The sequence below is a fragment of the Spirillospora sp. NPDC029432 genome, assembly GCF_040703975.1.
Classification (GTDB): Bacteria; Actinomycetota; Actinomycetes; order Streptosporangiales; family Streptosporangiaceae; genus Spirillospora.
Genome location: NZ_JBEZWH010000056.1, coordinates 1 through 20,637 on the forward strand (window position 1 = coordinate 1; position 20,637 = coordinate 20,637).

The 20,637-nt window shown below is 72.0% G+C and carries 17 protein-coding genes and 2 tRNA genes; 13 read left to right on the forward strand and 6 right to left on the reverse strand.

Going from position 1 to position 20,637, the window contains the following annotated elements; all coding sequences use genetic code 11:
* Positions 1 to 116: 116 nt before the first annotated feature.
* A complete protein-coding gene (locus tag AB0881_RS31605) occupies positions 117 to 2,996 on the reverse strand; it encodes a UPF0182 family protein (RefSeq protein WP_366622811.1) in 2,880 nt (959 codons plus the stop codon).
* Positions 2,997 to 3,192: 196 nt separating this feature from the next.
* Between AB0881_RS31605 and AB0881_RS31610 the strand changes: the two genes are divergently transcribed.
* The 4 genes from AB0881_RS31610 to AB0881_RS31625 all read left to right on the forward strand — a co-directional run bounded on the left by AB0881_RS31610 (position 3,193) and on the right by AB0881_RS31625 (position 5,368).
* On the forward strand, positions 3,193 to 3,729 hold the full coding sequence (locus AB0881_RS31610) for a PPA1309 family protein (RefSeq protein WP_366622813.1): 537 nt from the start codon (positions 3,193 to 3,195) through the stop codon (positions 3,727 to 3,729).
* A 10-nt stretch (positions 3,730 to 3,739) separates the two neighbouring features.
* Positions 3,740 to 4,168, forward strand: coding sequence for a molybdenum cofactor biosynthesis protein MoaE (locus AB0881_RS31615; RefSeq protein ID WP_366622815.1), 429 nt, complete (start codon positions 3,740 to 3,742; stop codon positions 4,166 to 4,168).
* A 28-nt stretch (positions 4,169 to 4,196) separates the two neighbouring features.
* Positions 4,197 to 5,249, forward strand: coding sequence for a PDZ domain-containing protein (locus AB0881_RS31620; protein ID WP_366622817.1), 1,053 nt, complete (start codon positions 4,197 to 4,199; stop codon positions 5,247 to 5,249).
* Between the two features lie 45 nt (positions 5,250 to 5,294).
* A tRNA-Met gene (locus AB0881_RS31625) sits at positions 5,295 to 5,368 on the forward strand.
* 124 nt (positions 5,369 to 5,492) lie between these two features.
* Here the strand turns inward: AB0881_RS31625 and AB0881_RS31630 are convergent.
* The 3 genes from AB0881_RS31630 to AB0881_RS31640 form a co-directional block, all read right to left on the reverse strand.
* The gene (locus AB0881_RS31630) at positions 5,493 to 6,248 is read right to left on the reverse strand and encodes an SDR family oxidoreductase (RefSeq protein ID WP_366622819.1); all 756 of its coding nucleotides are present in this window, start codon (positions 6,246 to 6,248) and stop codon (positions 5,493 to 5,495) included.
* Positions 6,249 to 6,321: 73 nt separating this feature from the next.
* Positions 6,322 to 6,897: a TetR family transcriptional regulator gene (locus tag AB0881_RS31635; RefSeq protein ID WP_366622821.1), complete on the reverse strand. Its 576-nt coding sequence runs from the start codon at positions 6,895 to 6,897 to the stop codon at positions 6,322 to 6,324.
* Positions 6,898 to 6,930: 33 nt separating this feature from the next.
* The gene (locus AB0881_RS31640; protein WP_366622823.1) at positions 6,931 to 8,001 is read right to left on the reverse strand and encodes a helix-turn-helix domain-containing protein; all 1,071 of its coding nucleotides are present in this window, start codon (positions 7,999 to 8,001) and stop codon (positions 6,931 to 6,933) included.
* Between the two features lie 76 nt (positions 8,002 to 8,077).
* Here AB0881_RS31640 and AB0881_RS31645 point away from each other — a divergent pair, with 76 nt between their 5' ends.
* Entirely contained in the window at positions 8,078 to 8,989 is a 912-nt protein-coding gene (locus AB0881_RS31645; protein ID WP_366622825.1) for a proline dehydrogenase family protein, read from the forward strand.
* Positions 8,990 to 9,002: 13 nt separating this feature from the next.
* Positions 9,003 to 10,631, forward strand: coding sequence for an L-glutamate gamma-semialdehyde dehydrogenase (pruA, locus tag AB0881_RS31650; protein WP_366622827.1), 1,629 nt, complete (start codon positions 9,003 to 9,005; stop codon positions 10,629 to 10,631).
* Here pruA and AB0881_RS31655 read toward each other — a convergent pair.
* The gene (locus AB0881_RS31655; protein WP_366622829.1) at positions 10,628 to 11,815 is read right to left on the reverse strand and encodes a cytochrome P450; all 1,188 of its coding nucleotides are present in this window, start codon (positions 11,813 to 11,815) and stop codon (positions 10,628 to 10,630) included. The genes pruA and AB0881_RS31655 overlap by 4 nt on opposite strands.
* A 44-nt stretch (positions 11,816 to 11,859) precedes the next feature.
* Between AB0881_RS31655 and AB0881_RS31660 the strand changes: the two genes are divergently transcribed.
* Positions 11,860 to 12,525: a TetR family transcriptional regulator gene (locus tag AB0881_RS31660; protein ID WP_366622831.1), complete on the forward strand. Its 666-nt coding sequence runs from the start codon at positions 11,860 to 11,862 to the stop codon at positions 12,523 to 12,525.
* Positions 12,503 to 12,576: transfer RNA gene (locus AB0881_RS31665), tRNA-Met, on the forward strand. The genes AB0881_RS31660 and AB0881_RS31665 overlap by 23 nt, the downstream gene beginning before the upstream one ends.
* 252 nt (positions 12,577 to 12,828) lie before the next feature.
* Here AB0881_RS31665 and AB0881_RS31670 read toward each other — a convergent pair.
* On the reverse strand, positions 12,829 to 13,203 hold the full coding sequence (locus AB0881_RS31670) for a DUF3054 domain-containing protein (RefSeq protein WP_366622833.1): 375 nt from the start codon (positions 13,201 to 13,203) through the stop codon (positions 12,829 to 12,831).
* 105 nt (positions 13,204 to 13,308) lie between these two features.
* Here AB0881_RS31670 and AB0881_RS31675 point away from each other — a divergent pair, with 105 nt between their 5' ends.
* The 5 genes from AB0881_RS31675 (at position 13,309) to AB0881_RS31695 (ending at position 20,613) form a co-directional block, all read left to right on the forward strand.
* A complete protein-coding gene (locus AB0881_RS31675) occupies positions 13,309 to 14,952 on the forward strand; it encodes an AMP-binding protein (RefSeq protein WP_366622835.1) in 1,644 nt (547 codons plus the stop codon).
* A gap of 23 nt (positions 14,953 to 14,975) precedes the next feature.
* The gene (locus AB0881_RS31680; RefSeq protein ID WP_366622836.1) at positions 14,976 to 17,756 is read left to right on the forward strand and encodes an AMP-binding protein; all 2,781 of its coding nucleotides are present in this window, start codon (positions 14,976 to 14,978) and stop codon (positions 17,754 to 17,756) included.
* Positions 17,757 to 17,852: 96 nt separating this feature from the next.
* Positions 17,853 to 19,211: a cytochrome P450 gene (locus AB0881_RS31685; RefSeq protein ID WP_366622838.1), complete on the forward strand. Its 1,359-nt coding sequence runs from the start codon at positions 17,853 to 17,855 to the stop codon at positions 19,209 to 19,211.
* Entirely contained in the window at positions 19,211 to 20,002 is a 792-nt protein-coding gene (locus AB0881_RS31690; RefSeq protein WP_366622839.1) for an SDR family oxidoreductase, read from the forward strand. The genes AB0881_RS31685 and AB0881_RS31690 overlap by 1 nt, the downstream gene beginning before the upstream one ends.
* On the forward strand, positions 19,999 to 20,613 hold the full coding sequence (locus AB0881_RS31695; RefSeq protein WP_366622841.1) for a helix-turn-helix domain-containing protein: 615 nt from the start codon (positions 19,999 to 20,001) through the stop codon (positions 20,611 to 20,613). The genes AB0881_RS31690 and AB0881_RS31695 overlap by 4 nt, the downstream gene beginning before the upstream one ends.
* Positions 20,614 to 20,637: the final 24 nt, after the last annotated feature.

Below are 20,637 nucleotides of genomic sequence, written 5' to 3' on the forward strand. Positions count from 1 at the left end.
CCGTCCCGCGGGCGTTGTGGGGCCGGACGGGGCGGCGCGCGGGGGTTCGGGGCCCCCCCCGCTCGGGGCCCGGCCGGCCGGGCGCTCGCCCGGCGCCCCTTCTCTGTGGGATTTCTCTAGCCGCCGGGTGAGGCCGTCGGCGACGGCGAGCCGCTCGGAGACGGGCTCGGGCTCGGCGAGGCCGCCGGGCGCGCGGCCTGCTGCTGCGCCGCGGCGAGCGCGTCGCGGGCCTTCTTGACCCGGTCCCACGCCTTGCCCATCTCCGCGAAGTCGCCCTCCTTCTGGGCCTTGTCGAAGTCGCTCACGGCCGCCTCCAGGTCGTCGATGGCCTGCTGCGCCGCCTGGCTCAGCTGGCCGCCGCCGCCCTGGTCGGGCTGCTGGCCGCCCTGATCCGGCTGCTGCCCGCCCTGGTCCGGCTGCTGGCCGCCGGTGACGCTCTCCAGCAGCGCCTCCATGGCCTCGCTGAGATCGTTCCCGGAGGCCACCTTGTCACCGAACCGGACCAGGACCTTGGCCAGCAGCGGGTACGGCTGCTGCTCGGCGGTCCCGGCCGCCATCGTGTACATCGGCTCGACGTACAGGATCCCGTTGGCGAACGGGAGCGTGAGCATGTTGCCCGGCACCGTGCGGGTGCCGCCCTGCCGCAGCGCGAACAGCTCGCCCTTCACCTTGGGATCGGTCTCGAACGAGTTCTGCACCTGCCCCGGCCCCTGGGCCGTGGAGTTGCGCGGCAGCTGGAGGATCTGGATCTGCCCGTAGTCCTTGCCCGGGGTCGACCCGATCGCCATGAACGCCGCCAGGTTCGGGTTCTCGCGCGGGTTGTAGACCGTCGTCAGCGCGAAGCCCTCCGCCTGGGAGCCCGGCATCTGGAGGCTCTGGTAGTACGGCGGCTGCCGCCGTCCCTTGGCGCCCGGGTCCTCCGGCACCTCCCAGAAGCCCTCGCCGTTGTAGAACGCGTTGGCGTCCGTCACGTGGTACTTGGCCAGGATCTGCCGCTGCACCTTGAAGAGGTCCTGCGGGTAGCGGAAGTGCTTCTCCAGCTCCGGCGGGATGCTGCCGCGCGGCTGGACGGTGCCGTCGAAGACCTTCATCCAGGTCTTGGCCACCGGGTCGTTGACGTCCCACTGGTAGAGGCGGACCGTCCCGTCGTACGCGTCCACCGTCGCCTTGACCGAGTTCCGCATGTAGTTGATGCGGTCGTTGGCCTGCCGCGCCACCGCCGAGCGGGTGTCGGTGACGGTGTCGCGGGTGGCGTCCCCGAGGCTGGTCTGCTCCGAGTACGGGTAGGCGCCCGAGGTGGTGTAGCCGTCCAGGATCCACGTGATCCGGCCGTTCACCACCGTCGGGTACGGGTCGCCGTCCAGCGTGAGCCACGGGGCGGCCTTCTGCACCATCTCGCGCGGGTGCCGGTCGTACAGGATCCTGGCGCCGTCGTTGATCGCGCCCGACAGGAGCAGGTTCTTCTCCTGGAACTTGGTCGCGAACAGCAGCTTGTTGAGGAACGAGTCGACCGGGACGCCGCCCTGCCCCTCGTAGGTGGTGTTCTTCTGCCCGGCCGCGCTGTTGTCGGGGTAGTCCAGCTCCTGCTGGCCCTTGCCGCCGACCACCGAGTAGTCGGGGGACCGCTCGCCGAAGTAGATCTGCGGGCGGTTCACCTGGATCTTGGACTGCGGCGACTGCGGCATGTCCTTGGACAGGAACTCCGGGGTGCCGCCGCCGGCGAACCGGCCGCCGTGCCCCGCCACGAACCCGTAGCCGTGGGTGTAGACCATCCGGTCCTTGACCCAGCTCTGCTGCCCGGCCGGGGCGCCCGACAGCTCGCGCAGCGCCACGATCGTGTCGACGTTCTGGCCGTCGATCTGGTAGCGGTCCACGTCCAGGGTGTCGGGGAACTGGTAGAACGGCCGGATCCGCTGGAGCTGCTGGAACGTCTCGCCGACGACGTTCGGGTCGAGCAGCCGCACCCCGTCGGGGCCGATCCGGTCGCGCTCGGCCTGGAGCGTCTTCTGGTCGGTGTTCGGGCGGGCGCCGTACTCGGTGGTGACCTTGGCGTTCTCCACCCCGTACGCCTTGCGGGTGAACGCGATGTTGCGCTGGATGTACTCGCGCTCCTTGGCCAGCTCGTCCGGCTTGACCTGGAACTGCTGGATCAGCAGCGGGTAGACGCCGCCGACCAGGATCGCCGACAGCACCAGCAGCGTGAAGCCCACGCCGGGCAGCATCATCCCCTTGCGCATGATGTTGCTGAAGAACATCGCGGCGCAGATCACCGCGATGACCGCGAGGATCGTCTTGGCGGGCAGCAGCGCGTTGACGTCGGTGTAGGACGCGCCCGTCGTCGCTCCTCGTTCCGAATGCACGAGGCCGTACCGGTCGAACCAGTACGCGAAGGCCTTCACCAGCACGAAGAGCCCCACCAGCACCGACAGGTGCGCGCGGGCGGGCGGGCTCGCCTTGTCGCCCGGCCCCTGCAGGCGGAGCCCGCCGTACAGGTAGTGCACCATCAGCGCGGCCAGCACCGACAGGATCACGGTGGCGAAGACCACGCCCAGGATCAGCCGCAGGAACGGGTAGGTGAAGACGTAGAACGAGACGTCCTTGTGGAACTGCGGGTCCTCCACGCCGAACGGCGTGCGGTTGAGGAACGCGAGGAAGACCGGCCACTGGCCGGCCACCGAGGAGCCCGTCAGCAGGGCCAGCAGGCCGAGCAGCCCGCCGGCGATCAGTTTGCGGCGCGGGTCCACGACGGCGCGGTAGCGCTCCAGACCCTGCTGCTCCACCGACAGGGGGCGGTACGCGGGCCGCAGCCGGTAGGCGATCACCATGTTGGCGCCCACCAGCAGCGCCATCAGCGCGCCGGAGCCGACGAAGAGGAGCACCTTGGCCCACAGCTCCGTCGTGTAGACCGACGAGAAGCCGATCGAGCGGTACCACAGCAGGTTGGTCCAGATGGACGTGAACAGCATGAACGCGACCAGCAGCACGGCCAGTACCACCAGGACCGGTAGTACGAGCCGGCTCCGGCCGTTTCCAAGCCGGCGCCCGAATGCGGGAGTCCGGAAGGTCAAGGGCCCCTCCGTTCGAAAAGGTCGTGCCTGAAGGCCGGCACACGGCCGGTGCTGTCTATGCAACTTACCGAGTGAACGGGGGGTTCCCGCATTTCCTCCATGCGATTGGGGGAAAGATGGGCCCGTGAGTCTTCTGGAAGAAGTCGTACAGGACCTCGAACGCCACTCCGCGCAGGAGGGCTGGGACGCCGCCCCGCGCCTCTACGCCCTCGTGCAGAGCAAGGAGCTGCGCGTCGCGGAGCCGGAACTGGCCGACCAGCTCGGCCTGAGCCCCGACGTCGACACCCTCGCCGCCCTCGAACAGCCCGCCCTCCCCGAACAGGCCGCCGTGGAGGACGCGCTGGCCACGATCGCCTGGCCGGACGCCGTCACCGGCTGCGCCCTGGTCCTGGAACGGGTGGTCCTGCCGCCCGAGGTGGAGGAGGAGATCCCGGAGGACGCGGCCGAGGCCGCCGAGTTCGCCGCCAAGCATCCCGCCCGCGAGGACGTCCGCATGGTCGTCGGGGTCCTCCGGGACGGCACCCGGCACTCCGCCCTGCGGCTGCGCCGCCACGACGTGGACGACGAGGTGCTGGTCGGGCCGGACCTCGTACCGGCGCTCGCGGACGCGCTGGCCGCCACGTTCGAACCGGACGAGCCGGTCGAGCCGGGCGCCGGGTAGCCTGCCGAACGTGAGCGAGGACATCATCAGGCTGATCGGGATCCGCGACACGCCGCTGTCGGTGGACGAGGTCTTCGCCGCCGTCGGCGACCCGGGCGCCGGCGGCGTCGCCCTCTTCGTGGGGACGGTCCGCGATTCCGATCACGCCCGTGCCGTCAGCCGGCTCTCGTACAGCGCGCACCCCACCGTCGAGCGGGAGCTGCGCGCGGTCATGGAGAAGGTCGCCGCCGACTTCCCGGTCCGCGCGCTCGCGGCGCTGCACCGGGTCGGCGACCTGGAGATCGGCGACCTCGCCGTGGTCGTCGCCGCGTCCTGCCCGCACCGCGCGGAGGCGTTCGAGGCCTGCCGCCGGCTCATCGACGACCTCAAGGCGCGGGTGCCGATCTGGAAGCACCAGCTGTTCGCCGACGGCGGCGATGAGTGGGTCGGCGCCTGCTGAACGCCCCATCCCGCATAGAGTTTCCGCCATGTCCCGTCGTGCCGCCACGCTCGCCGTCGCCAGCGTGCTGATCCTGGTGCTGGCCCTGGCCGGCTCGCAGATGCCCGTCCCGTACGTCGAGTTGAGGCCCGGCCCGACGAGCAACACCCTCGGTACCAACGAGAAGGGCGAGCCCCTGATCAAGATCGAGGGCCGGCGGACGTACCCGGACCAGGGGCACCTCAACTTCACCACGGTCACCTACCGCGGCGGCCCCGGCGCGCGGCTCGACCTGTTCAGCGCCCTGCAGGGCTGGCTGGACGACGACGTCGCGGTCGTCCCCGAGGAGACGATCTTCCCGGAGAACGAGTCGCAGGAGCAGGTCGACCAGGAGAACACCCGCCAGATGGAGGCGTCCCAGCAGAGCGCCGAGGCCGCCGCGCTGAACCAGCTCGGCATCAAGTTCCCGGTCCGCGTGCTGGTCGACTCCGTGCAGAAGGGCCTGCCCGCCGACGGGAGGCTCCGCCCCGGCGACGAGGTCGTCGCCATGGACGGCACCCCGGTGACCAAGCTGGAGGACGTCACCGGCCGGATGGAGGGGCGCAAGCCCGGGGGCCAGGTGACCATCACCTACAAGCGCTCCGGCAAGGAGGAGAAGGCCGTCCTGAAGACGGTCGCCTCCCCGGACGGCGGTACGGACCGTCCCGTCATGGGCGTCGTCCTCCGCGACGAGTACGTGTTCCCGTTCAAGATCAACATCAGTGTCGGCGACGTCGGCGGCCCCAGCGCCGGGCTGATGTTCTCGCTCGCCATCGTCGACAAGCTGACCCCCGGCTCGCTGCCCGGCAGGACGTTCGTCGCCGGCACCGGCACCATCACGCCCGCCGGCGAGGTCGGCGCCATCGGCGGCATCCAGCAGAAGATGGTCGCCGCCCGCCGCGCCGGCGCCACCGTCTTCCTCACCCCCGCGGACAACTGCGCCGACGCCGCCAAGGCCCGCCCCGACGGACTCCGCCTCGTCCGCGCCGACACCCTCAAGACCGCCATCGACGCCCTCAACAACATCAACGCAGGAAAGGGCGACGTCCCCACCTGTTCGTAACCAGTTTGCCTAAGCCCCTCCCGCCCCATAGAGTTAAGACATCGCCGCGGGGTGGAGCAGTTCGGTAGCTCGCTGGGCTCATAACCCAGAGGTCGCAGGTTCAAATCCTGCCCCCGCTACTCGGTCCGAGGGCCCTCCTGGTCGGAAGCTTCGCTTCCTCCCGGGAGGGCCCTTCGCTGTGTTGGCCCAGGGGGGCGACCCCCTGGAACCCCCGGGGTGGGGGGCTCCGCCCCCCACCGGGCGTCATGCTGTGGCGGCGCCGTCGATGACGAGGTCGTGGCCGACCACGTAGGAGGAGGCGGGGGAGGCCAGCCAGAGGACGGTGGCGGCGGTCTCTTCGGTGGTGCCCACGCGGCCGATGGGCGTGGCGGTCTTCATGCGGTCGGCGCGCTGGGCCTCGGTCTCGCCGGGGCGCAGCGACATCGTGGTGTCGATCGGGCCGGGGCTGACGGCGTTGACGCGGACTCCGGCGGCGATGTTCTCCAGGGCGGCGGTACGGGTCAGGGCGCTGACGGCGGCCTTGGTGGCGGCGTAGGCGCCGGTGCCGGGGAGGCGCTGGTGGGCGCCGATGTTGGACGAGGTGTTGACGATGACGCCGCCGCCGTTCTCCCGCATGTGGGCGATCTCGTACTTCATCGGGAGGAACACTCCGGTGATGTTGGTCGCCAGCAGGGCGTTCCAGGCGTCCTCGTCCATGTCGGCGACCGGGGCGGCGGCGAAGGCGCCGGCGTTGTTGAACGCGATGTCCAGGCCGCCGTGGTTGCGGACCGTGGCGTCCACCAGGTTCTGCACGTCCCTCGCGTTCGAGACGTCGGCGGGGACGGCCTCGGCCCGCCCGCCGTCCTTCTCGATCAGGGCGACGGTCTCCGCGAGGGGGCCGGGGGTGCGGCCGCTGACGACGACGGTGGCGTTCCCGCGGGCGAACGCCAGGGCGGTGGCGCGGCCGATGCCGCTTCCGCCGCCGGTGATGAGGACGACCTTGCCGGTGAAGTCGGTCATGACTCTCCTTTATTTGGAATGATCGGTCAAGAATCAGGGCATGCGTGCGGGCGGCCGCCGTGCGGGCCGGGGGTCAGGACAGGAGGGCCCGGGCCTGGGCGGCGGTGTCCCGGAGGCGGTCGGACGGGTCGGGGGTGCGGGCCAGGACGCGCATCCCCTGGAACAGGACCAGCAGGAAGCGGGCCAGCGCCCGCGGATCCTTCTCGGCGGCGAGTTCGCCCTGCTTCTGGGCGCGGGTGAGCGCGGAGGTCAGCGCGGTCTCCAGGAGGCTCCAGCTGGCCTCCACGCAGCGGGCCGCGTCCGGGTCCCTGGGGGCCAGTTCCACGGCGGTGTTGACGACCATGCAGCCGTGCCCGTCGGTGGCCGACTCGCGGGCGTAGCCGTCGATCAGGGCGTGCACGGCCGGGAGGGCGGGGCCGGGCCGGGAGAGGGACTCCAGGACGGCGCCGTCCGTGATCTCGCGGTAGCGGGCCAGCGCCTTCAGGTAGAGGTCGCGCTTGCCGCCGAACGTGGCGTAGATGCTGGCGCGGCCGATGCCCAGGTGCTCGACCAGGTCGGCCATCGAGGTGTTCTCGCAGCCGCGTTCCCGGAACAGGTCCATGGCGCGCCGCAGGACGGCGTCCGGGTCGAACTCCTTCGTGCGGGCCATGATCGGGATCGTACGGCTATCTGGAACGAATGGTCAAATATTGAGGTGGGGGCGGAGCGTGAGGGCCAGGTGGAGGGTCAGGCGGTCGCGGCCGTCGGAGAGGTCCAGGCCCGTGAGCTCCTCGATGCGGCGCAGGCGGGCGTAGAGGGTCTGCCGGTGGACGTTCAGCGCGGCGGCGGTCTTCTGGACGCTGCCCGCCAGGTCCAGGTACGTGCGCGCCGTCTCGGCCAGGCCGCCCATCGGCGCGAGGTCGGCCAGCGTCCCGGCGAGGGACTCGTCGTCGGCGGCCCGGAGGAGGCGCAGGGCGCCGAGCGACTCCCAGGTACGGGTCTCGCCGTCGGCGGCCGTGCGGGCGGCGACGCGGGCGCGGAGCCAGCCCTCGCGGATCTCGGTGAGGCCGTGGCAGGGGCCGTACAGGCCCGCGTACGTGGGGGACGGGCGCCGTTCCAGGAGCTGCCGGCGGGCGCGCTCGACGGTCTGGGCCGCCTTGGCGGGCGACGTCACCAGGATGTGGTCGCCCTCCCAGACGGTGGTCACGACGTTGCGGGGGAGCAGCCACGGGTTGAGCGGCCCGGGTTCGGCGGAGCGCAGGACGGCCACCGTGAACGGGGGCGTCAGGATCTCGGCGAGCTCGCCGGTGGCCTGGGCGCGCACGTCGGGGCGGGTGGTCAGCAGGTCGGCGAGCTTCCAGCCGAGGTCGTCGCGGTCCCGGGTCTGGCGGGCCATCAGCAGGGCGGCGCGCTCGGTGAGCGGGGCGGCCTGGTCGGCCATGGCGCGGGTGATGTGGTGGTCGGCGTCCAGCAGCCACAGGTAGCCGTACGTCACGTTGTTCCACCGGACGGGCAGGCACAGGCGCGGCAGCAGGCCCGCCTCGGGGTCGGCGGGGATGCGCACCGGGCCGGTGGCGCGGGCGATGCCGTGCCGCTCGAAGCGGGTGCGGACCTCGTCGGTGGAACGGCGGTGCAGGATCGACTCGGTGCGGACGGGGTCGATGGTCCGGCCGTGGGCGGCGTACGCGACGAGGTGGAAGTCGCGGTCCTCGAGCGTGGCGGGCGCCCGCAGGAGGTCGGCCGCCGACTCGACGATGTCTTGAAGGTCATCCATATGTATGAAGGATCCGGTCGGTCGAAGTGACATTTGACTGTATTCGGTCACCCGGGGTGCGACCTAGCTTGAAGGCGTGATCAGTCGGCTTCTTCTCGCGTCCGCGCGCAGCGATCGGATGCGTCGTCTCGTTGTGAGCGTGCCCCTGACCAGGGCCGTCGTCGATCGGTTCGTGGCCGGGGAGGCCCTGGACGCGGCCGTCGCCGCCACCCGGGAGCTCACCGGCGCCGGGCTCGCCGTGACCCTGGACCACCTCGGCGAGGACACCCGGGACCGGGAGCGCGCCGAGGCCGTGCGCGACGCGTACCTGGAGCTGTTCGACGCGTTCGCCGAGCACGGGCTGACCAAGGACGCCGAGGCCTCGCTGAAGCTGTCGGCGCTCGGCCAGGGCCTGAGCGACGGGCGGGCGCTCTCGCTGGAGCACGCCCGGCGGATCTGCGAGCGCGCCGACGCGCTCGGCATGACCGTGACCGTCGACATGGAGGACCACACGACGGTCGACGCCACCCTGGAGGCCGTGCGGGACCTGCGCGCGGACTTCCCGTGGGTGGGCGTGGCGATCCAGGCGATGCTGCGGCGCACCGAGGGCGACCTGCGCGATCTCGCCGGCGGCCGGGTGCGCCTGGTCAAGGGCGCCTACGCGGAGCCGGCGTCCGTCGCGTACCAGGGCAGGGCCGAGGTCGACCGCGCGTACGTGCGCGGGATGCGGCTGCTCATGGAGCAGGACGGGCACCCGATGATCGCCAGCCATGACCCGCGCATGATCGAGATCGCGCTGGAGCTGGCGCGCCGCAACGACCGCGAGCCCGGCTCGTACGAGTTCCAGATGCTGTACGGCATCCGCTCCGACGAGCAGCGCCGGCTGGCGGGGGCGGGCGAGCGGATGCGCGTCTACGTCCCGTACGGCGGCGACTGGTACGGCTACTTCATGCGGCGGCTGGCCGAGCGCCCCGCCAACCTCGCCTTCTTTCTCCGTTCGTTCCTTTGATGTGGAGGTTTCCATGGACGCCGTGACCCACGTGCCGCAGCCGGTGAACGAGCCGGTCCACACGTACGCGCCCGGCAGCCCCGAGCGGGCCCGGCTGGAGGCGAGGCTGGCCGAGCTGCAGGCCGCGCCGATGGACCTGCCCATGACGATCGGCGGCGTGCGGCGGATGGGCGCCGGCGCCAAGGTCGACGTCGTGCAGCCGCACCGGCACGCGGCCGTGCTCGGAACGTTCGGCACCGCGACCGCCGGCGACGCCCGGGACGCGATCGACGCCGCGCTGGCGGCGGCCCCCGCGTGGCGGGCGCTGCCGTTCGACGAGCGGGCGGCGGTCTTCCTGCGGGCGGCCGACCTGCTGTCGGGACCGTGGCGGGAGACGCTGCTGGCCGCGACGATGCTGGGCCAGGGCAAGACCGTCCAGCAGGGCGAGATCGACACCCCGTGCGAGCTGATCGACTTCTGGCGCTTCAACGTGCACTTCGCGCGGCAGGTGCTGGCCGAGCAGCCGATCAGCAGCCCCGGCGTGTGGAACCGGTCCGACCACCGGCCGCTGGAGGGGTTCGTGTACGCGATCACCCCGTTCAACTTCACCGCGATCGCCGGCAACCTGCCGACCGCGCCCGCGCTGATGGGGAACGTGGTGGTCTGGAAGCCGTCCCCGACGCAGACGTTCGCGGCCGTCCTGCTGATGCGGCTGCTGGAGGAGGCCGGCCTCCCGCCCGGTGTGATCAACCTGGTGACCGGGGACGGGACCGCCGTGTCCGAGGTCGCGCTCCCGCACCCCGAGCTGGCGGGCATCCACTTCACCGGCAGCACCGCCACGTTCCAGAAGCTGTGGCGCGCGGTGGGCGAGAACATCACCGGCTACCGGAGCTACCCGCGGCTGGTCGGCGAGACCGGCGGCAAGGACTTCGTCGTCGCGCACCCGTCCGCCGACCCGGCGGTCCTGAAGACGGCGCTGATCCGCGGCGCGTTCGAGTACCAGGGCCAGAAGTGCTCGGCGGCCTCGCGCGCGTACGTGCCGCGGTCGATCTGGGAGAACGGCTTCAAGGACGAGTTCGCCGCCGAGGTCGACGGCCTGGCCATGGGCGACGTGACGGACCTCGGCAACTTCATGGGCGCCGTGATCGACGAGCGCGCGTTCGCCAAGAACCGCGACGCCATCGAGCGCGCCAAGGCCGACCCGTCCGTCGAGATCGTGGCCGGCGGCACGTACGACGACTCGGTCGGCTACTTCGTGCGGCCGACCGTGCTGGTCTCCGCCGACGCCGAGAACGAGATCTTCAAGACCGAGTACTTCGGCCCGATCCTCGGCGTCCACGTCTACGACGACGAGCGGTACGACGAGGTCCTCGCGCAGCTGGAGTCGGTGTCGGCGTACGCGCTCACGGGCGCCGTCATCGCGCGGGATCGGGAGGCGATCGTCCGCACGGCCGAGGCGCTGCGGTTCGCGGCGGGCAACTTCTACGTCAACGACAAGCCCACCGGGGCCGTGGTCGGGCAGCAGCCGTTCGGCGGCGCGCGGGCGTCGGGGACCAACGACAAGGCCGGCTCGGTGCTCAACCTGCTGCGCTGGACCTCGCCGCGGTCGATCAAGGAGACGTTCGTCCCCGCGACCGACCACCGCTACCCGCACATGGGCTAGCCCTTCCCGAGCCCCGTCGCCGGGAGCGTCTCCCACCCCCGGCTGAACGGGGAGTTGATCCGCCGGGCGCCCGCCAGGTCCACGCCGATGGACGGGTGGGCGCCCAGCAGCTCCTCGAACGCCACCCGCCCCTGGAGCTTCGCCAGGTGCGAGCCGATGCAGAAGTGGACGCCCGTCGCGAAGCCCAGGTGGCGCGGGATCTCGCGGGTCACGTCCAGCTCGTCCACCGTGGGGCCGAACTCGCGCTCGTCGCGGTTGGCCGACCCGTACAGCATCATGACCTTCTCGCCCGCCGGGATCTCGACGCCGTGCAGCGTCACCGGCTCCGTCGTCGTCCGGGCGAGCGACTGCACGGAGCCCTCCATCCGCAGGAACTCCATCAGGGCGTTCGGGATGAGGCCCGGGTCCTTGAGCAGCTTCTCCCGCTCGGCGGGGGTGGCGTCGAGGAGGGCCACGCCGTGCGAGATCAGGTTGCCCGTGGTGTCGTTGCCGCCGGCGACCATGACGAAGCAGAAGCCGAGGATGTCCCAGTCGGCCAGCCGTTCGCCGTCCGCCTCGGCGACCGTCAGCGCGGTGATGAGATCGTCCCGCGGATCCTTGCGCCGGTCGGCGATCACGTCGGAGAAGTAGGCGAACATCTCCGCCACCGCCTCGACGGCGCCCGTGCCGTTCAGCCCCTCCTCCTGGACGGTCGTCAGCGCGGCGACCCAGGGATCGAACCGTGCCCGGTCCGCCTCGGGGACGCCCAGCAGATGCGCGAGCGCGAACGTGGGGAGCGGCGAGGAGAAGTCGCGGTGCAGGTCGACGGGCTCGCCGTCGGCCGCCTTGCGTTCCATCAGGGCGATGCGTCCCCGGACGAACTCCCGCAGCAGGTCCTCCAGTTCCGCGATCCGCCGCGGCGTGAACCCGTGGCTGATCAGCCGCCGCAGCCGGGTGTGCCGCGGCGGGTCCAGCATCACGATCGTGGGGGCCAGGCCCAGCGTCCCGATCTCGTCCGGATGGAACGTGAGCCCCTGGGCCGAGGAGAACCGCTTCGGGTCCCGTACGGCCTCCCAGATGTCATCGAACCGGGACAGCGCCCAGAACGGCGGATCCTCGTGCCGGTGGACGGGCTCCTCGTCGCGGAGCCGCCGGTAGACGGGGTACGGGTCGGCCTGGAAGTCGGGCGAGAACGGGTCGTACATAGTAACGGCCTCCGTTAATAACGTCCGCCGTTACTATAAGGGCTGTGCCGAGAGACGCAAGAGCCACCAAAGAACGCCTGCTGAACGCCGGCGCCCGCCTCTTCGCGTCAGAAGGCGTCGACGGAGCCCGCACCCGCGACATCGTCCGGCTCGCCGGCCAGGCCAACGACTCCGCCATCACCTACCACTTCGGCTCCCGCCAAGGCCTGCTCGCCGCCATCCTCACCGCCGGCGTCCAGCGCATGGAACCCGCCCGCGCGGCCGCCCTCGAAACCCTCGACCCCACCGACCTGCGCGCCATCACCGCCGCCGTCGTCGAACCCATCGCCGCCGAACTCCGGACCCCGCACGGCCGCGACTTCCTCCGCATCGTCGCCCAGGTCGCCGGCCAGGCCGGCATCCGCAGCCACCGCGTCCCGCCCCTCCTCGAAGGCACCGCGCTCGCCGCCCAGCTGAAACTCCTCGAAGACCGCTGCCGCGCCACCCTCCCCGAACCGTTCGCCCTCGAACGCATCTCCGTCGCCATCGCGTTCCTCACCGCCGCCCTCGCCGACCGCGCCGAACGCACCGACTCCCTCCTCGACCACGACACCTTCGTCACCGACCTCGTGCAGATGCTCACCGCCGCTCTCGCCGCGCCAACCGGTTTGCCTAAGCACCAGGGGCCCAATACAGTTAAGACATCACCGCGGGGTGGAGCAGTTCGGTAGCTCGCTGGGCTCATAACCCAGAGGTCGCAGGTTCAAATCCTGCCCCCGCTACGGGTCCTAGGGTCCTCCTGTTCGGAAGCTTTGGCTTCCTCCCAGGGGGACCCTTCGCCGTTTCTCCCAGGGGGGCGACCCCCTGGAACCCCCGGGGCGGGAGGCTTCGCCTCCCACAGCCGCGGCGGCTCGCCTCCCGCGTCCCCTAGGCGGTTCGGGCCAAATTCTTTTTGTGCGAAGTCCTGATCACGCGGGATGTTGATCACGCGGGATGTGCGAAATCCGGATCGCACGGGCTGTTCGTGGTCCGAATCACACGGGCTGGTGCGGGTGGGTGGTTTTGGTGCGGGTGGTGAGTTTGGCTATCAGGCGCCAGCCCAGGAGTACCGCCGCCAGGAACAGGGTGGCGACGATGATGAAGGGCAGGGCCGTTCCCTGATCTGAGACCGCCCTCAGGAGCATGCCGCCGACCACCGTGGTGAGCCAGACGCCGGCTCCGGTGGGGAGGGTCTCGGGGCGGCGCCAGGCCCGGGTCAGGAGCCAGCCCGCGGCCAGGGCCAGGAAGAAGGGCCAGGCCGTGGTGGCCAGGCCGGCGGGGGACAGGGCCTCGTCGTGGGAGCTTCGGCCGATCACCACGAAGACCAGGACCAGGGCGATGTCCAGGGCGGCGGCCACACCAGTGCGCATGGTTCCAGGATATGGACGGCTTCGCCGTGGGCCCCGATGGGGGGCGCTTGCGTACGCCGTAGACTCCCGCGAAAGTTACTCGTGGGTTTCGGCGAAGGGGAGACGATGGCATCTGGGCTGCGGGACTGGCTGGACAAGCCGAACGCCGGACGGGGCGTCCACCTGGCCGCGGACGACGGCGGCTGGGAGTTCCGCGACTACGGTGCCCTCGCCGGTGCGGCGCGGCGCACCGCCACGGCGCTGATCGAGGAGGGTGTCCGGCCCGGCGACGTGGTGTGCGTGATCCTGCCCACCGACTTCACGTGCGTGGAGACGTACTACGGGGTCTGGGCGGCGGGGGCGACCGTCTGCCTGATCACGCCGCCGCTGTTCCAGGACGGCGACGAGTACGTCGCTCATGTCGCGGCGATCCTGCGGCAGGCCCGGCCCGCGCTGACGGTCGCCTCGGACGAGTTGGCGCCGCTCGCGGCGCAGGCCATGGACGAGGCGGGGATCTCCGGGACGCCGTGGCGGCCCCGGCAGGGAGAGGCCGAGGCGGAGGTGCGGGAGGCCGGGGAGCTGGCGCTGCTGCAGTTCACCTCGGGGTCCAGCGGGGCGCCTCGGGGGGTGATGGTCACCTGGGAGAACCTGGAGGCCAACATCGAGCTGATCGCGCGTACGGCGGGCTTCGAGGATGGGGACGTCGTCGCGTCCTGGCTGCCGCTGTATCACGACATGGGGCTTATTGGGTGTTTTATTACGCCTATTACGGTTCAGGCTTCGCTGAGGTTGATGCGGCCCGACCAGTTCATCCGGGATCCGGCTCGGTGGGTGCGGTGCTTCGCGGAGGCCGCGCACACGGCCACGCCGCCGTTCGCGCTGGCGTACGCGGCGCGGCGGATCAAGCCCGAGCAGCTGGAGGGCGTCGACCTCTCGGGGTGGCGCAGCGTGATCGTGGGGGCCGAGCCGATCGATCCGCACGCGCTGGAGTCGTTCGCGCGGATGGCCGAGCCGTTCGGGTTCCCGCGCGAGGCGTTCATGCCCGCGTTCGGGATGGCGGAGACGACGCTGCTGGTCACGATGGACCAGGTGCGGCGCCGGCCGCTGGCCGTACGGCCCGACGCGGCGTCGCTGGAGTTCGGCCGGCCGGTCGGGATCGTGGAGTGGCACGAGCTGGGCGAGCAGTCGCTCGGGGCCAAGGCCGGGTGGATCGTCGGGTGCGGGACGCCGCAGGACGACGTTCCCGTGCGGATCGTCGATGACGAGGGGAACCCGCTTCCGGACGGGTCCCTCGGCGAGATCGTGGTGGGCGGCGCGTCGGCGTGCGGGGGGTACTACGCCGGGGCCGAGGGGAAGTCCACCCGGTTCGAGGACGGTTCCGTGTTCACCGGGGACGCCGGGTTCTTCTACGAGGGGCAGCTCTTCGTCCTCGGGCGGATGGGCGACAGCATCAAGGCGCGCGGCCGCTCGGTGTACGTGGAGGACCTGGAGGCCAAGGTCGCCGAGGTGTGCGGGATGCACAAGGGGCGCATCGTGGTCGTGGGCGTGCCGGGCGCCGGTACGCGCGGGCTGGCGCTGTTCGCGGAGACCGGCGACGCGAGCTGGGCGCCCGCGGTGCGGGAGATGCTGCGGCGGCGGCTCGGTGACGTCGAGGTGACGATCGTGATCGGGTCCGGGCTGATCCAGCGGACGTCGAGCGGCAAGCCGCGGCGGCGGTTCATGTGGGAGCGGCTGCAGGCGGGCGAGCTGGACGGGGCCACCGTTCTGTAGTTGATTGGGCGACCATGCCCCCTGTGATCAGCACCGTGCTCCGCACCGCCCAGAACGCGCTCGAGGTCGCCCGGTTCGGCGGGCTCGACATCGGCGAGGACGGTTCGCCGTTCGAGGTGCGGCAGGAGCGCAGGGTCCACCGGCTGCGGCACTACTTCCCGGGTGGTGACGGGCCGGTGGTGCTCCTCGTGCCGCCGTTGATGGTCAGCGCGGAGGTGTACGACATCTCCGCGCGCGTCAGCGCGGTGGGCGTGCTCCATGAGCTGGGCGTGGATCCGTGGGTGGTGGATTTCGGGGCGCCCGAGCGGGAGCCCGGCGGGCTGGAGCGGACCGTCAGCGATCACGTCCTGGCCGTGGACGAGGCGATCGACCGGGTGCGGGAGCTGACCGGGCGGGACGTGCACCTCGCCGGGTACTCGCAGGGCGGGATGTTCTGCTACCAGGTGGCCGCCTATCGGAGGAGCGAGGGCATCGCCTCCGTGGTGACGTTCGGGAGTCCCGCCGATACGAGCGTGGGGCTGCCGTTCGGGGTGCCGGGGTGGGTCGCCGGGGAGGCCGGGCGGATCCCGCTCGGCGGGTTCGCGGTGCCGGGGTGGGTGACGCGGACGGGGTTCCAGCTGCTCAGCCCGGTGAAGTCGGTGCGCAGCCGGGTGGACTTCATCCTGCGCCTGCACGACCGGGAACGGCTGGCGCTGCGGGAGCGGCAGCGGCGGTTCCTGGAGCGCGAGGGGTGGGTGTCGTGGCCCGGGCCCGCGCTGGCGGAGTTCGTCCGCCAGTTCATCGCGCACAACCGCATGCTGACCGGCGGGTTCGTCATCGGCGACCGGCTGGTGACGCTCGCCGACATCTCGTGCCCGGTGCTGACGTTCGTCGGCGAGGTCGATGAGATCGCCTCGCCGGAGATGGTGCGCGGGATCCGGCGGGCGGCGCCCCGGGCCGAGGTGTACGAGGCGGCGCTGCGGGCCGGGCATTTCGGGCTCGTGGTGGGCGGCCAGGCGGTCGCGCAGACGTGGCCGGCGGTCGCGGGGTGGGTGCGGTGGCGCGAGGACGGCGCCGAGCTGCCCGATGTGGTCGTTCCGGCGGGTGCGGAGGCGCCCGTGGTGCCGGGGGAGCACGGGCTGCAGCTGGTCGTGGGGCTCGGCGCGGAGGCGGTGCGGTCGGCGTCCCGGGTCGTCCAGGGGTCGCGGCGGCTGGCGCACCAGGCCACGCAGAACCTGCCGCGGCTGGCCCGGCTGGAGCGGATCGGCTCCGAGACGCGGATGTCGCTGGGGCTGCTCCTGGACGAGCGCGATCCTGAAGACGTCTTCTTCCTGTACAAGGGGCGGGCTTACACGCAGGCGGCGGCGAAGGCGCGGATCGACGCCGTGGTGCGCGGGCTGATCCACATCGGTGTGCGGCAGGGGGATCCGGTCGGGGTGCTGATGGAGACCCGGCCGACCGCGCTGGCGCTGGTGGCGGCGCTGTCGCGGCTGGGGGCCGTGGCCGTGCTGCTGCGGCCGGACGGCGATGTCGGGCGCGAGGTCGAGCTGGGCGGTGTGGAACGGATCATCGCCGATCCGGAGAACGTGGCGCGGGCCGTGGCGGCCGGGGCCGAGGTGTTCCTGCTGGGAGGCGGCGGCGGGGAGCACGAGGGCGTCGTCGACATGGAGCGGATCGATCCGGACGAGGTCGAGGTGCCGGGGTGGTTCCGGCCCAATCCGGGGCTGGCGGGCGACCTGGCGTTCGTGCTGTTCACGGGGGAGGGCGAGCATCTGAAGGCCAGCCGGATCACCAACCGGCGGTGGGCGCTGTCGGCGTTCGGCACGGCCTCGTCGGCCGACCTGTCGCCGGCCGACACCGTGTACAGCCTGACGCCGCTGCAGCATCCGTCCGCGCTGATGATGAGCCTGGGCGGCGCCGCGGTCGGCGGTGCGCGGCTGGCGCTGGCCAGCGCGTACGACCCGGAGACGTTCTGGGACGAGGCCAGGCGGTACGGGGCGACGGTGGCCTCGTACACCTGGACGTCGCTGCGCGATCTGGTGAACGCGCCGCCGCATCCGGGGGAGCGGCACCATCCGGTCCGGCTGTTCATCGGCTCGGGGATGCCGCGCGGGCTGTGGCGGCGCGTCGAGGAGCGGTTCGCGCCGGCGCGGGTGCTGGAGTTCTACGCCTCGACGGAGGGCGAGGCGATCCTGGTCAACCTGGGCGGCAAGAAGCCGGGGGCGCTGGGCCGGCCGCTGCCGGGCAGCGCCGAGGTGCGGCTGGCGCGGTACGACCTGGAGCGCGGGCGGCTGTCGGAGGGCCCGGACGGGCTCGCGGTCGAGTGCGGGCCGGACGAGATCGGGATGCTGGTGGCGCGGGTCCGGCCGGGGCACGCGGGACGGGCGCTGCGCGGCCTGTTCGCGCCCGGGGACGCCTGGATGGCGACCGGCGACCTGTTCCGGCGGGACGCCGACGGCGACTTCTGGCTGGCCGGGCGGGAGGCCGAGCTGATCCGCACGGCGGACGGCGTGGTGCCGCCGGGGCCGGTCCGGGACGCGCTGGGCGAGCTGCCCGCCGTGGACGCGGTGGCGGTGTACGGCGTTCCGGCGGGGGAGCGGGAGCAGAAGGTGGCGGCCGCGATCAGCCTGCGGGACGAGCTGAAGCCGATCGACCTGACCGAGGCGCTGCTGCGGGTCGAGCCCGCGCTGCGGCCCGCGCTGGTGCGGGTGGTGGACGAGGTGCCGGTGGCGGCGTCGGGGCGGCCGCGGACGGCGCCGCTGCGGGACGGGAGCGTTCCGGCGGTGGCGGAGTACGAGCGGGACCAGGGCGGCGCCTACCGCTGAACCGAATTCGGTTCTGGTCTGGACGCGGGGCGTCCCGCTGCGTTAGAACAAAGCTACAGATTCCGCCTTTCTGTTCCCCCATGACGCGGAGGGCCCATGGCCACCACCATCCTCGCGCCGCCGCCGGAGGGCAGCGGGCTCAAGCCCGTCCGCGGGCAGCCCGGCATCCCGTTCATCGGCAACACGCTCCAGGTCATGCGGCAGCCGTTCAAGGTCGCCCGCAAGCGCTACGAGCAGTTCGGGCCGGTCACCTGGGGCTGGCTGCTCGGCCAGCGCACCGTGACCGTGCAGGGCCCGGAGGCCGCCGAGACGGTGCTGGTCAACCGGGACAAGGCGTTCGCGAACGGGCCCGCCTGGAGCTACTTCATCGGGCCGTTCTTCTACCGCGGCATCATGCTCCTGGACTTCGAGGAGCACCTGCACCACCGGCGCATCATGCAGCAGGCGTTCACGCAGAAGCGGCTGCGGTCGTACATGGACGCGATGGCGCCCGGCATCAAGGAAGGCGTCCAGGCGTGGGAGCCCGGCCCTGGCTTCAAGGTGTACGACCACGTCAAGCAGCTGACGCTCGACCTGGCGACGGACGTCTTCATGGGCGTCGAGCTGGAGCGCGCCGAGGCCGACCGGATCAACGGGGCGTTCATCGACGCCGTCCGGGCGGGCACCGCGTACGTGCGGTTCCCGGTGCCGGGGCTGCGCTGGCACAAGGGCGTGCGGGCCCGCGCGGTGCTGGAGGAGTTCTTCCGCGGGCACCTGCCCGCCAAGCGCCGCGACGGCGGCGACGACCTGTTCGCCGCGCTGTGCCAGGCCGAGACCGACGACGGGCACCGGTTCACCGACGAGGACGTCGTCAACCACATGATCTTCGCGCTGATGGCGGCGCACGACACCACCACCATCACGCTGACCACGATGGCCTACTACCTGGCCAAGTACCCCGAATGGCAGGAGCGGCTCCGGGACGAGTCGCTCGCGCTCGGCAAGCCCGCGCTGGAGTTCGAGGACCTCGACCGGCTGCCGTCGGCGGACCTGGTGATGAAGGAGGCGCTGCGGCTGCTGGCGCCCGTGCCGGCGCTGCCCCGCCGGGTCGTCAAGGACACCTCGATCCTCGGCTACCACATCCCCGCCGGCTCGCTCGTGGTCGTGCCGCAGCTCACCAACCACTACATGCCCGAGTACTGGCCGGACCCGGAGCGGTTCGACCCCGAGCGGTTCGCGCCCGAGCGGCGCGAGGACAAGGTGCACAAGTACGCCTGGTCCCCGTTCGGCGGCGGCGCCCACAAGTGCATCGGGCTGCACTTCGCCGGGATGCAGGTGAAGAGCGTCATGCACCAGATCCTGCTGCACCACCGGTGGAGCGTCCCCGGCCGGTACGAGTGGCCGCTGGACACCACCTCGCTGCCCTCGCCCAGGGACGGCCTGCCCGTACGACTCGACCGTCTGGAGCACAGCTGATGAGCAAGGTCATCGCGATCACCGGCGCCGCCCGCGGCATCGGCCTCGCCACCGCCCGCGCCCTCAAGGCCAAGGGCGCCACCGTCGTCATCGGCGACATCGACGAGACCGCGGTGAAGGAGGCCGGGGAGAAGTTGGGCGTCGCGGCCTACCCGCTGGACGTCACCTCGCGCGAGTCGTTCACCGCGTTCCTGGAGAGCGCCGGGCGGATCGACGTGCTGATCAACAACGCCGGGATCATGCCGATCGGCCCGGTGACCGGCGAGAGCGACGCCGACGCGCGGCGCTGCCTCGACATCAACGTCCACGGCGTCATGCTCGGCACCAAGCTGGCGCTGGAGCGGATGCTGCCGCGCGGGCGCGGCCACATCATCAACATCGCGTCCCTGGCGGGCGTCCTGTACACGCCGGGCCTGGCCCTCTACAACGCCAGCAAGGCGGCCGTCGTCGGGTTCACCGAGGCGACCCGGCTGGAGGTCCAGGACCGCGGGGTCCACGTCAGCGCCGTGCTGCCGACGTTCACCAACACCGAACTGGTCGCCGGCACCGCCAGCCCGAAGGGCCAGAAGAACGCCGAGCCCGAGGACATCGCCGCCGCCGTCGTCGCGCTGATCGGCCGGCCGCGGCCGCAGGTGGTCGTGCCCGCCAGGCTCGGCCGCCAGGTGCGGCTGAGCGGGTTCTTCCCGGACCGGTTCCGGCAGGCCATGTCGCGCCGGCTCGGCCTGGACAAGATCTTCCTGGAGTACGACCCGGACGCGCGCAAGGCCTACGACGCCCGCATCCGCGGATGACCGCGGACCTGCTGGCCCGGCTCGCGGGCGGCGCCGGGGACCCGGACGGTCTCGACACCCGGATCCTCGACGCCGCCCTGGCCGAGTTCGAGACCTACGGGCTGCGCCGGGTCAGCGTCGAGGACGTCGCCAAGCGCGGCGGCGTCGCCCGCACCACCATCTACCGGCGGTTCGGGAGCAAGGACCAGCTGCTCCAGGCGGTGATCCTGCGCGAGTGCCGGCGGTTCCTCGGCGGGATCTCCGCCGCGACCGAGGGCCTGCCGACCGCCGAGGACGCGGTCGTCGAGGGGTTCGTCGCGGGCCTGCGCGGTGCCCGCACGCACCCGCTGCTGGCCCGCGTGCTGGAGAGCGAGCCCGAGGCGTTCCTGCCGCAGCTCAGCATGAACGGCGGCGCCGTCATGCTCGCCGCCCGCGACATCCTCGCCGACCGCCTGCGCCGCGCCCGGCCCGGCGACGGCGAGGACTACGCGACCGTCGCCGAGGTGCTGTTGCGGGTGGCCGTCTCGGTCCTGCTCATCCCCGGCGGCGGCCTGGCCCTGGACGACGACGCCGCCGTCCGCGCCTTCGCCCGCGAGCACCTGACCCGGATGCTGCACCGCACGGGCGGATAAGCCCGTTCCGTCCGTACCGGCGGG